The sequence below is a fragment of the Trujillonella endophytica genome, assembly GCF_900110555.1.
Classification (GTDB): domain Bacteria; phylum Actinomycetota; class Actinomycetes; order Mycobacteriales; family Geodermatophilaceae; genus Trujillonella; species Trujillonella endophytica.
The window spans coordinates 190,276-202,285 of record NZ_FOEE01000002.1; the positions used below are offsets into that span (position 1 = coordinate 190,276).

11 protein-coding genes are annotated in these 12,010 nt (G+C 69.7%); 1 reads left to right on the plus strand and 10 read right to left on the minus strand.

Translation table 11 applies throughout. The features are described 5' to 3' along the window. Positions 1-46 precede the first annotated feature (46 nt). The 4 genes from BMY88_RS23230 to BMY88_RS03875 all read right to left on the minus strand — a co-directional run bounded on the left by BMY88_RS23230 (position 47) and on the right by BMY88_RS03875 (position 2,733). Positions 47-571, minus strand: coding sequence for a nuclear transport factor 2 family protein (locus BMY88_RS23230; protein WP_139220390.1), 525 nt, complete (start codon positions 569-571; stop codon positions 47-49). 80 nt (positions 572-651) lie between these two features. Then, positions 652-1,089, minus strand: coding sequence for a VOC family protein (locus BMY88_RS23235; protein WP_139220391.1), 438 nt, complete (start codon positions 1,087-1,089; stop codon positions 652-654). A 92-nt stretch (positions 1,090-1,181) separates the two neighbouring features. Next, positions 1,182-1,571: a Zn-ribbon domain-containing OB-fold protein gene (locus tag BMY88_RS03870; protein WP_091940395.1), complete on the minus strand. Its 390-nt coding sequence runs from the start codon at positions 1,569-1,571 to the stop codon at positions 1,182-1,184. 4 nt (positions 1,572-1,575) lie between these two features. Then, positions 1,576-2,733, minus strand: coding sequence for a thiolase family protein (locus BMY88_RS03875; RefSeq protein ID WP_091940397.1), 1,158 nt, complete (start codon positions 2,731-2,733; stop codon positions 1,576-1,578). Positions 2,734-2,977: 244 nt separating this feature from the next. Here BMY88_RS03875 and BMY88_RS03880 point away from each other — a divergent pair, with 244 nt between their 5' ends. Continuing rightward, positions 2,978-3,793, plus strand: a complete 816-nt coding sequence (locus BMY88_RS03880) for an enoyl-CoA hydratase-related protein (protein WP_244524432.1) — start codon at positions 2,978-2,980, stop codon at positions 3,791-3,793. 85 nt (positions 3,794-3,878) lie between these two features. Here BMY88_RS03880 and BMY88_RS03885 read toward each other — a convergent pair whose 3' ends face one another. The 6 genes from BMY88_RS03885 to BMY88_RS03910 all read right to left on the minus strand — a co-directional run bounded on the left by BMY88_RS03885 (position 3,879) and on the right by BMY88_RS03910 (position 11,939). After that, positions 3,879-4,733 (minus strand): mycofactocin-coupled SDR family oxidoreductase, encoded by an 855-nt coding sequence (locus BMY88_RS03885; RefSeq protein ID WP_091940401.1) that lies wholly within the window; start codon positions 4,731-4,733, stop codon positions 3,879-3,881. A 205-nt stretch (positions 4,734-4,938) separates the two neighbouring features. After that, a complete protein-coding gene (locus BMY88_RS03890) occupies positions 4,939-5,964 on the minus strand; it encodes an ABC transporter permease (protein WP_170860952.1) in 1,026 nt (341 codons plus the stop codon). A 76-nt stretch (positions 5,965-6,040) separates the two neighbouring features. After that, entirely contained in the window at positions 6,041-7,576 is a 1,536-nt protein-coding gene (locus tag BMY88_RS03895; RefSeq protein WP_091940405.1) for a sugar ABC transporter ATP-binding protein, read from the minus strand. A 517-nt stretch (positions 7,577-8,093) separates the two neighbouring features. Next, positions 8,094-9,149: a sugar ABC transporter substrate-binding protein gene (locus BMY88_RS03900; RefSeq protein ID WP_170860953.1), complete on the minus strand. Its 1,056-nt coding sequence runs from the start codon at positions 9,147-9,149 to the stop codon at positions 8,094-8,096. 771 nt (positions 9,150-9,920) lie between these two features. After that, entirely contained in the window at positions 9,921-10,769 is an 849-nt protein-coding gene (locus tag BMY88_RS03905) for an alpha/beta hydrolase (protein WP_170860954.1), read from the minus strand. Positions 10,770-11,051: 282 nt separating this feature from the next. Continuing rightward, positions 11,052-11,939, minus strand: coding sequence for an alpha/beta hydrolase (locus BMY88_RS03910; RefSeq protein ID WP_244524433.1), 888 nt, complete (start codon positions 11,937-11,939; stop codon positions 11,052-11,054). Positions 11,940-12,010 lie beyond the last annotated feature (71 nt).

The window sequence follows — 12,010 nt, forward strand, 5'->3', positions numbered from 1 at the left end:
GTAGTGGAGGCCGATCCTGCGAGGAGCGGCTGGGCGATGTACCCGGTCAGCTGCCGCCGTCAGGCCACGAGAGGACATCCGCGGTCTCCGGATGCCCCACCTCACGACGCCGTCGTTCGTGGATGCGCCACCGTCCGTCGACGCGGCGGAACAGCCACCGGTTGACGCCGGCGCCCAGGGTGCGCACCTCCGCCCCGACCTGGTGCAGGAGGAGGGAGTAGGTCAAGGCGACGGCTTCGTCACCGTCGACGCGAATGGAGACGTTGTTGCCCTGGACGTGGAGGCTGTGCCCGTAGAAGCCCTCCATGTGGTGCCCCTGCTCGTCTTCGATGAAGGCGCGGAGCTCGTCCTTCCCGACCCACTCCACGATGCCCCGATAGGCAGGGCCCCGCTGGTCCGCGGTCGAGAGGTTCATCCTCCCGTCCTCGGTCCAGAGGTGGAGGTAGTCCTCGTCCCGGCCGGAGTCCGCGTGGTATCCGTAGGTCGACAGGAGTTCGCGGATCTCAAGTTCGTCCTCGAGCCGCTCGACCCGTCGGCGAAGTGCCGCGAGATCTGCGTCGTGGTCGGCCATACTCGTCCCTTCCGTCACAACGGATCGGTCTCCGTGCTGACCGGCAGGCCGCCACCCGCCGCTCAGGGCACTCAGGGCACTCAGCCGTTGAGCATCGCGGCCGCGACGCTCGGCCCCTCGTACTCCAGGAGGCAGACGCGGATCCCGTACATGTCGTCGGCGTTGAAGATCGCCTCCTTCATGCCCCCGACCACGAATCGGCGCAGGAGACGCAGTCCCTTGCTCGACAACTCGGCGATCGCCTCGTCCATGTCGTCGACTCGGAAGTGGATGTTGCGGAAGCCCTCCTCCGCCCCGGCCACCTCGACGAGCTCGAAGACACCCGACTTGTCGAGGGCCAGCCGCATGCCCCCCTGAGGAGCCTTCGCATCGGGGAGGTCCCCTTCGGTGACCTGGATGTCGATCGTCGTGGTGTCGACGATGTCGAACTCGTAGCCGAAGACCTCGGAGAATCGCTGCACCCCCTCTTCGAGGTTGTCGACCACGACACCGATGTACTCCATGCGCTTCATGTCCATCACGCTCTCCTCTGATCGCTGTCGGATGATCGCCGCCGCTCTCGGGCGAACTCGAGCTCCGGTCCGCCGAGCCCCTCCCCCGGGGCTGATCGCTAGGAGTCGACCCCCAGAACCGGGAGCGGCTCGCCGTCGGCGACCGCCGTGAAGGTGATCGACGCCCGCTGTCCCGCGACGAGCGCGACATCCGGGGCTCCGTGGACGTACATCCACGGCCCCTCGTCCAGCTGCACGATCGCCACGACGTAGGCCGCTGCCGTGGTCCCGTTCTCCCGGCGATGCGGGGTCGTCCAGGTGATGACCTCGCCCCTGCCTCCCGACTCGACCCAGGCGAGTTGCGTGGACGAGCAGAAACCGCAGTGTCGGGCCTGCGGCGCCGAGAACCGCTGACAGTTTCCGCACTGGAGGATCAGCAGCCGCCCCTCCCCTGCGGCGTCGAAGAACGGGGCCGACCAGGCGTCCCGCTGTAGGGCCAACAGGCTCATGCCGTCACTCCGCGTTCGCGAGGATGAGAGTCGAGTGGTCGTCGAACGTGCCGCCGTTGCCACTGACCAGAGCGAGATCGTGGCGGGACACCTGTCGCTCGCCGGCCTGGCCGCGGACCTGCATCACGGCCTCGGACAGCGACGTCATCCCCCACATGTAGTACCCCGACAGCTGCCCTCCACCGGTGTTGATCGGCAACCGGCCTCCCGGGCTCGCGGCCCCGGAGCGGAAGAACTCGCCACCCTCACCCTTCGCGCAGAAGCCGTAGTCCTCGGCGCTCACCAGGGTCGTGAACGTGAAGCAGTCGTAGAGCTCGGCGAACGCGATGTCCTCGGCGGTGACACCGGCCATCTCGTACGCCTGCCTGCCTGACTCCACGGCGCCGGTCGTCAGGCCGAACCTGCTCCGGCCGTCCATCGGGTAGTCGGGGTGCGACTGCCCCATGCCCGTGATCGTGACGAGCGGCTGGGCGAGGTCCCGCGCCCGGTCGGCCGACGTGACGATGACGGCAACGGCTCCGTTGGAGACCAGGCAGCAGTCGAACAGCCGGAACGGCTCGGCGATCATGCGCGCCTGCTGGTGGTCGTCGACCGTCAGCGGCTTGCGCATCTGCGCATGCGGGTTCATCACCGCCCACGACCGCGCGGACACCGCCACCTCGGCGAAGTCCAGGCTCGTCGTCCCGTAGACGGTCATGTGCCGGCGAGCGGCCATGGCGTACCCGGCCACGGCTCCCCGCAGCCCGACCGCGACCGGGAGGGCGCCGAGACCCGACAGCTGATCGGCCTTTCCCGCGTACCTCGCACCGGTCGCGACTCCCTCGCTGAGCGGGTCGTCGGCGAAGACGCACGCCACCGTGGTGGCCATGCCGGCGGCGATCGCGAGACAGGCCGTCTGCACCATGACGCCCGCCGAGGATCCGAAGGACTGCACGTCGGCTGCCAGTCGAAGGTCACGCAGTCCCAGCCGCTTGGACAGCCGGAGGTTGACCCCCTTCATCGCACCGGCGTTCACGAGCAGGCCATCGAGGTCGGAGAGGGCGAGCCCGGCGTCCTCGCACGCACTGGTCACGGCCTCGTCGGCGAAGTCCTCGGCCGACCTCCCGTAGACCTTGCCCATGGCCGTCATCCCCAGGCCGGCGATCGCACCGAACGCGCTCATCCGGCGCAGCCCTTCACCATCGTGGACACCGCTCAGCCCCTCTCGCAGCACGACGACCCGAGCAGCTCCGCACGTCTCGTCGCGCGAGCACTCACCTGTCCTGGACCGCCTCCGAGGCGATCACCCGACCGTAATGAGTAACGTAGGTCACCGCAATAGCGTACGATCGCTAGTCGTCGGTCAAGACGGCGATCGCGTCCCAGCGCCCGTGCTGCCGGCAGGACTTCTCCCGAAAGGACCAGAGTTGAACCCTCAGACGGAGTCCGACGTCGAGCCGGTGCTGATCGAAGAGCGTCGGGGAGGCAACGTGATCCTCACGTTGAACCGGCCCCGGGCGCTCAACGCCATGAACGCGGCACTCTCGGGCGCGCTCGGCGCCGCCCTCGAGCGAGCTGCACACGATCCGGGGGTCCGGGTGGTCATCGTCACGGGCGCGGGAGACCGAGCGTTCTGCGCCGGCGTCGACCTCAAGGCCGCGGCACGTGGGGAGTCGACCCACGCGTCGCAGGAGGAGTTCGACAAGTGGCATTTCGGTGGCTTCGTCAAGCACGTGATCAGCAAGCCGATCATCGCGGCGGTCAACGGGTTCGCGCTCGGCGGAGGCACGGAGATGGCCCTGGCCAGCGACCTCGTGGTGGCCGCCGACTCGGCCACGTTCGGGCTGCCTGAGGTCACGCGGGGACTCATGGCCGGGGCCGGAGGCGCGTTCCGCCTGCCGCAGCACCTCCCCAGGAAGATCGCCATGGAGCTGCTCTTCACCGGTGATGCGCTCAGCGCGCAGCGGGCCCTCGAACTGGGCCTGGTCAACCGCGTGGTGCCCCGCGAGCAGCTGATCGATGCCGCGGTCGAGCTCGGCGATCGCATCGCCCTGAACTCCCCGCTGGCGGTCCAGGCGACGAAGCGGCTCGCCATGGGCATCGACGGCGACGAGATTCCGACGGACGCGGCGAGCTGGGAGCGATCCGCGCGCGAGTTCGCGGAGCTCCGCAAGACCGAGGACTACCGCGAGGGGCCCCGCGCCTTCGCCGAGAAGCGCCGGCCCGAGTGGAAGGGCCGCTAGGTCGCACGCACGACGGCGCGGGCCGGGAGTCCTCTCGGAGTCCCGGCCCGCACTCGTCGGTCCGCCGACCGGACCCGGCGACCGGTCAGGCCTGCGGCGGATGGGCCATCTTGTAGACCAGGGTGCCGCCGGCGTCGACTTTCAGCTTCGTCCCCGTGATGTACCGCGCCTCGTCCGAGGCGAGGAACAGGACGGCGTTGCTGATGTCGATCGGGTCGAGGTACGCGATCGGCAGCGCGTTCATCGCACGCACCGTCGGCAGCACCTCCTCCTCGGTGGCGCCCGCATGGCCGGCGAACAGGTCGAAGGTCGCCTGGTTCCGCATCATGAGGGTGTCCGTGGTCGACGGGTGGACCGTGTTGACGCGGATCATGTGCGGCGCCAGCTCGATCGCGAACGCTTCCATCAGCCCGACGAGCCCGGCCTTGGCGGCGCTGTAGTGGGCGGTGTTCCCGATGCCCGAGATCCCCGCGGTCGAGCTGGTCAGGACGATGGAGCCACCCTGTCCCCGCTCCAGCATCCCGGGGATGGTGGCGCGCATCGTCTTCCACACGCCCGTGAGGTTGATGCCGATCGTCTCGTCCCAGACCTCTTCGCTCATCAGGTGCCCGGGCACGAGCGTCGAGATGCCGGCGTTGGCGAGGACGATGTCGATGTGCCCCAGCTGGGAGAGGCCCTCGTCGACGACTGCCTCCAGCGCCGACAGGTCGCGGACGTCGGCCACCCGGGCGACCATCCGCCGGTCGAGAGCCTCCACCTGCCGCACGGTCTCCGCGAGGTCAGCCTCGTCGGGCCCGCTGTAGGCCGCGGTCTCCAGGTCTCGACAGAGGTCGATCCCGATGATGTCGGCGCCCTCCTGGGCCAGCCGGACGGCGTGCGACCGCCCCTGGCCGCGTGCCGCGCCGGTGATGAAGGCGACCTTGCCCTCGAGTCGTCCCACTGCGATCTCCTCGTGTTCCGGGGTCTCTGTGCCGCGCGGCGTGTCCGCGTGGGGGGTGAGGTCTCTTCGTCGTGCTTCCCGGCCCTCTGCGGCGGCGCAGCTCGGCCGCTGCGCCGTCTGCCGACCCGCCGTAGGCGGCAGTGAGCTCCCCCGGGGTCAGATCGTCATGACCCCGGGGGAGCCGTCGAGTGCCACCCTCGGCCCTCTAGGCGGTCGTGCTGGCGACGGGCGTCGACGCCGCGACCTGACGCGCGGCCTGCGCGGCCCTGCGCACGGCACGACGCTCCTGGACCCGCTTGACCATCAGCACCGCTCCGACAGCAACGATCAGCGCGATGCCGTTGAACAGGGCCGTGACCCAGATCGGCGCGCCCAACAGCTGCAGGCCGGCAACACCGGTTCCCAGCAGGAGGATGGCGATCAGCGTCCCTCCCACGTTGAACCGACCCGGCTTGAGCTGGGTCGTGCCGAGGAAGACGGCTGCGAAGGCGGGCAGCAGGTACTCCGGCCCGATGGACTCGCTCACCGAACCCAGGGTCGAGGCGAGCAGCACGCCTGCCGCGGACGCGACGACGGCCGAGGTGACGAGCGAGAAGAAGACCAGCCGCTTCGTCGCCACACCCGACAGGTGGGCGGCTTCCGGATTCGCGCCCGTCGCGTAGATGCGGCGGCCCAGCGGGGAGTGCTCGATCACGTACCAGGCGAGCAGAGCCAGAACGGCTACGTAGAGCACGATGATGGGCAGCGTGAAGACCTTCTGGTCCGTGATGGCCAGGAAGGAGTCGTCCAGGGGACCGATGAACGCCCCCTCGGCGAGGATCTGCGATCCCGCCAGCAACAGCGACGTGGTGCCCAGGGTCGCGATGAAGCTGTCGATGCCGATGACCGCCACGAGGAAGCCGTTGAACGCCCCGATCACGCCACCGACGACGAGAGTGACGAGAATCGCCAGCGGTACCGGCAGGTCCTGCTTCGTGAGCAGGACACCGCACAAGACCGCACTGAACCCGAGGTTCTGGGCAGCGGACAGGTCGAAGGCCCCTGCGGCGAGCGGGAAGAGCAGGCCGATCGCCAACACGGCCACGATTGCCTGCGTGGCGAGGATGGACCGCGCATTCGCCAATGTCAGGAACGTCTCCGGCCGCAGGAGCCCGAAGACGATGATCAGCGCGGCGAGGATCAGCAGTCCGCTGAACTTGTTCAGCTGCGCCCCGGCGAGCAGACGTGCCACGCCCGTCGGCCGGCGCGGAGACGTCGCAGCGTCGTCCTGGAGAGTCTCCCTGGCCGGCGCTTCCTGTGTTTCCAAGCTAGACATGGAGGCTGTCCTTACTGCGAGAACGGGAGATGGATTCCCCGAGGAGACGATCGGTCGTAGCCTCGGCGCGCGGCACGGAGGCACCCAGGACGCCGTCCCGGAGGACCAGGACGCGATCACACATCGACGCGGCTTCGTCGAAGTCCGACGTCATGAGGAGGATGGCGGAACCGCCGGCAGCGGCCTGGAGGATCGCGTCGTAGATCGCGCGCTTGGCCCCCACGTCGACACCGGCCGTCGGCTCTTCGAGCAGAAACACGTGCGCACCGCTGCGCATCCACCGGGCGATGACCACCTTCTGCTGATTGCCGCCGCTCAGGGACGCCAGGCGCATCTCGGGATCCCTCGGGTGCACGCCGTACTTGGCGACATAGGGCGCCACGTCGCGCCCCTCGGCACGGCGGGACATCCACCTGAGCCGGCCCAGGCCCTTGAGCCGCGGCAGCGTGATGTTTTCGCGAACCGACCACTCCCCCAGCACCGCCAACCGCTTCCGCTCACCAGGGCTGAAGGCGATCCCGGCTCTGATGGAGGCGGCAGGGGCATCCGGCGGGACGTCCCGGCCGTCCACCCGAACGACGCCTGCCGCTCGGGGCCGGGAACCGAACAGGAGGTGGGGGACGTCTTCGGCACCACTGCCCATCAACCCGACGACCCCGACGATCTCGCCGGCCCGGACGGAGAGGGACAGGTCCTTGACGTTGCCACCGGCGAGGTGCTCGGCCTGCAACACCGCCACACCCGCCGACTCCTCGTGATCGGGATAGAGGGCTTCCAACTTCCTCCCGAGGATCAGCTCGATGAGGGAGTCGTGGTCCAGTCCCGCCAGCGGACGGGTGGCGACGACACTCCCGTTCCGGAGGATCGTCACCCGGTCACCAAGCTCGAACACCTCCTGGAGGAGGTGGGTGACGTAGAGGATGGTCTGCCCGCGGGCCTGCACCTCGCGGAGCAGCGTGAAGAGGAGTTGCTTGTCCGCCTCGGCGAGCGCCGCCGTCGGCTCGTCCAGGACGAGGATCGCGTCCTTCGCCGGGCCGAAGTGCAGGGCGCGGACGACTGCCACCAACGTGCGCGCCGCCAGGCTCAGTTCCCCGATCGTGGCCGCCGCATCCACCTTCACCCCGTACGAGTCCAGGATCGCCTGCGAGTGGCGGACGTGCTGTCTGTCCGACAGCCAGAAGCGCCCCGGGAAGGAGCCACCCAACGACATGTTGTCGGCGACCGAGAGACTGTCGATCATCCCGAGGTCCTGGTGGATGAACCGCAGTCCACTCTTCTCGGCCATGTGCGGCCCCACCTCGACCTCGGTACCGAAGACCGAGGCCTCGGAGCCGGGGTCCGGGGTGTGGTAGCCGGCGAGGATCTTGATGAGAGTGGACTTGCCGGAGCCGTTCTGGCCCAAGAGGCAGTGGATCTCGCCGGGCTGGAGGTCCAGGGCGACCTGCCGTAGCGCCTGCTGGCCCTGGAACGTCTTCGAGAGTCCTCGGACACTCAGCGCCGCTGGTCTGTCGGCGACCGTGGTCGACATAAGTTCTCCTGGGTCTTCGTGAAGCCCGTCACAACGGTGGTGTGACGCTAGCGCTCGCTAGTGGCTTTGGCAATGGACCGTTGGCCCGGCCGCCGAGGTCTGGCCGGCCGGGAGAGATGTGCGGGTCGGCGATGCGTCGAGTGGCTCAGGACCAGCCTCCGGGCCCCACCGGGGTCGTGCAGGAGGGACTTCCCCGGGCCCGGCGTCGGCGGTGTGCAGACGCCGGGCCCGGGGACGCTCCGGTCGGACCCCCCACGCCTCCGTGAAGGCGTGCACGTAGTTCGGCGGGTCGAACGCCTCCTCCGACGCGCTCTCCGGCGTCAGGGTCCGGAACTCGTTCGTCGGCGACGGGTCCGCGATGGGGTCCCCGCGTGCGACCTGCTGCCGTGCGCCCGCCGGTAGGCGATGACGCCCGAGGTGGCCCGGCCCGATCGGGCCGGGCCACCATGATGACCTTCCGGAGCGAACGTCGGTCACCCGCGCGGCGCACAGAGCGCGACCGCGCGGGCCAGTCCGATCAGACGCCCCAGGCCTCCTGGAAGGCATCGGCGTAGTTCGGCGGGTCGAACCGCTCCTCCGACGCGTTCTCCTGCGTCACGAGCTGGAACGCGTTCGACGGCTCCGGGTCCGCGATGGGGTCGCCGACGGCCAGGCGAGCCATTCCGTCGACCTGCCGCCACTGGTGGGTGGTCTCACCTGCGACCACGCCGACCCACGCACCGTCCTGGATCGACTCCAGGTCCGTCGGGAACGGGAAGCCCATGACCAGCTTCACCGAGTCCGAGAGGCCGGCGGCTCGCAGGCCCTGGTCGATACCGGGGTAGAACGCGGTCCCCGCGAACGCGAGGTACTTCGTGTCGGGGTTGGCCTTGAGGTAGTTGACGATCGCCGAGACGTTCGTCGCTGCCGGCTGGGCCAGGCTGACATCGATCCGCTCGAAGCCCGCATCGGCCTCTCCCAGACGGTCCTCCATTCCCTGGGACATGCCCACGAAGACGCCGTAGACGGGATCGAACGGCATCGCGACGTCGACGGGCTCACCTGCGTCGGCCAGGACGACGTCCGCCAGGTTCGTCCCCGCATCGATGAAGGCGTTCGGGCCGTTCACCATGAGCGCGATCCCCGGCGCGGTCTCCGCACCCGAAGCGATGACCGGGATCCCCTCGGCCTGCGCCTGCTCGAGCTGCCTCGAGATTAGGTCCGGGCTGCCCGTGACGTTGATCGCCAGATAGTCCGGCTTGGAGGCGAGCGCCGCATCGACGGCACGCAGATAGTCCGGCGTGCCCTTGGTGATGTCGTAGTCGAAGCTCTCGAGCGTCCAGCCGAGGGCCTCGACCGGCTCCTGCATCGCGCCGGGCGTGCACTGCGGGATCGTGCAGTTCACCTGCGCCACCACCTTGCCCGGCGGGACCGGACCCGAGAGCGGCTCGACCGTGAAGTCCTCGGGGTTCGCGAGTGTTTCGACGTTGGCGGTCGCCTCATCGATGACCGCGTTGCCCTCGGACGACGAATTCCCGGACGAGGAATCCCCGGACGACTCGTCGTCGTCGGAACCACAGGCGGTGCCCAGCAAGGCGACGGTCATCGTGCACGCGATGACCGCGAGCCCGCGTCGGGTCGGCTTCAACATGGATTGTCTCCGATAAGTGAGTGGAGTGAGGGGGGTCACAGCGACGTGCCACGCTAGCGTTCGATAGGGATGCGAGGCAAGTAACAACTTGGACTCACTCCACCGCCACCTGCGACGGGGCCTGTAACGGCGCGCATCGGGCCGTCTCGAGCCGGGGCACCTGCGGACGCCGCCATGCCAGGACCGGCCGGCACCCGTGCAAGCGGCCGGGTAGCCCGCGCCTCGGCCCACCGGCACCGACTGACCTGGCCCGCCGCCACACCTCGGAGGAGCACGTGACGTGAACTCGTCCACGTCAGCGTCGGCAGGCGCTCCCCGCCCGCGCCCCACGGGCGGTGGACATCGACCGACCTGCGCACTCAGCTGTCACGGCCGACCCGAGAAGGGCCCGGTCGCCGGCGCCTCACGAAGCGTGCGAGGGGGGCGCAGCACTGCCGGGCGGCGGGACCTCGATGGGTGCTCGCTGATGAACGCGCCAAGCGGGAGGCGCGGCTCTCGGGAGGCTCCGCCACAACCGGTCGTTCGTCGGGGCGATCACGCGATGATCCGGCCCCGGTGCGGCACTCGGACCGCCGAGCCACCAGCAGGTCGCATCGCCACCATCGCCCTCGACGGCGGGAGAAGGGCGCCGGGCGCCCGCCTCGACCATCAGACACGAACAGCTCGACGGCCCGTTCCTCCGGAACGGGCCGTCGAGCAATGGACGAGAGCGGATCAGGCGCCGGCGGCCACCACTCGCGCCGCCCACTCGGCGACCGACTGCAGGGCGTCGTCGGCCTCCGGGAGGTTCCCGGCGAACAACTGGAACACGTGCGGGACGACGTCGAACTCCTGATAGGTGACGTCGACGCCGGCTTCCTCCGCACGAGAGGCGATGAGCCTGGCGTCACCGACGAGGACCTCTGCTGCACTGGCCTGGATGATCAGCGGCGGGAGCCCCGCGAGCGCCCCCGCGAACGCCGGCGACACCCGCGGGTTCTCGTAGTCGCCGGTCGGGACGTAGTTCTGCCGGAGCGGGACCATCATGGGGTGTGAGCACATCACGTCGGTTGCCGCGTTCGTCTCGTACGTCGCCGAGGTGAGCCGGAAGTCCGCCCACGGCGACATGAAGATGCCTCCGGCGAGCCGCACCCCGTCCCGGGTCTGGTCGATCAGCGTCGTGAGCGCCAGCGCGGCGCCGCCGCTGTCGCCGCTCAGGATGATCTGCTCGGCTGGCACGCCCTGATCCAGGAGCCACCGGACTGCGGCTGCGGTGTCGTCCGCGCCAGCGGGGAACGGGTTCTCGGGCGCCAGCCGGTAGTCGAGGTTGTAGACCTTCATCCGGCTACGGGCCGCCAGATGCGCCGCGAGTCGGGTGTGCGACTCCGGCGACCCCAGGGTCAGGCCGCCGCCGTGCAGGTGCAGGATCACGCCGCTGCCGACCTGCTCGGGGGTGTGGACCAGCGCCCGGCGCCCACCCATGTCGATCTCTTCGACCTTCACGTCGGTGCGCTCGGCACCAAAGGTGCCCATCGCCTCTCCGCCGGCCCGGAGACCCTCAAGGGTCGGCTCCTGATCGGTCATGGACGCCGTCCACGCCCTCAGTTCTGCGTCCAGCTTCTCTGCCGCCGCACTCGCCATCTCTGACTCTCCTCTTCACCGTCGGGACTGGCCCCGGGAGGCGCCCCCAGTCGTCACAAACCGGACAGCGGACACGCCCTGATGATCGGTCCGCCGTCATGCCGACTGGCTACCCGATATCGAGCGAGCGCTAGGGAGACATGTTAGTCGGGTCACTCCTGGAGGCGTCAACAGCGGCGGTGCAATCACCGGATGGACAGGGCGAGCGGGCACCCGCCTCCGCGGTCAGGCGGCCAGCAGCCGGCGTAGCCACTCCAGCCGCACGGCGCGGGTCGCCCGGGAGATCTGCGTGGCCGGAGCCATCCGCGCGTATCCGTGAAAGCCGCCGGGCCAGACGTGCAGTTCGGCGATCCCGCCGACCTCCCAGATGCGCAGGGCGAAGGCCACGTCCTCGTCGCGGAACGTCTCCGCGGAGCCGACGTCGATGAAGGCCGGCGGCAGTCCGGAGAGGTCGGTCGCGCGCGCCGGAGCGGCGTACGGGGAGACGTCCGCGCCGCCGCACGCCTCCCCCAGCAGGGCCGTCCAACCGGTCTCGTTCGCCGTTCGGTCCCACACGCCGAGTCCGGCCATCTGCTGGACGGACACCGTGTCGTTCCGGTCGTCGAGCATCGGGCAGAGGAGGAACTGCCCCGCCAGCGCCGGACCACTCCGGTCCCGCGCGGCGAGCGCCACCGCCGCGGCCAGGCCGCCGCCGGCACTGAGGCCGGCGACCACGAGCCGGTCCGGGTCGATGCCCAGCTCCCGCGCGTGCTCCGCGGTCCACAGCAGCCCGGCGTAACAGTCGTCGAACGGGGCGGGGTGCGGATGCTCCGGCGCCAGCCGGTACTCGACGGACACGACCGCCAGCTCTAGGTCCTTCGCGTAGACGAGCACCTCGTCGAGGCCATCCCGGTTGTCCGCCACGATCATGCCGCCGCTGTGCATCCAGTACAGGGCCGCAACCGGCCCAGTCGCCGACGTCGGCCGGCAGATGAGCAGTGAGACTTCCGGCGAGCCCTCCGCTCCCGGTACCGATCGCTCCTCCACGGTGAAGGCACTGGTCAGTTCCTCGGGGATGGGTGGCGTCACCGCGGCCAGGTTCGCGCGCAGTGCGGGGATCTCATCCAGGGTCACCGACGGCGCGAGGAGCTCCCCGAGCTCGGCCAGAACGGCCCCGCACTCGGGGTCGAACGGAGGCGGCGGCC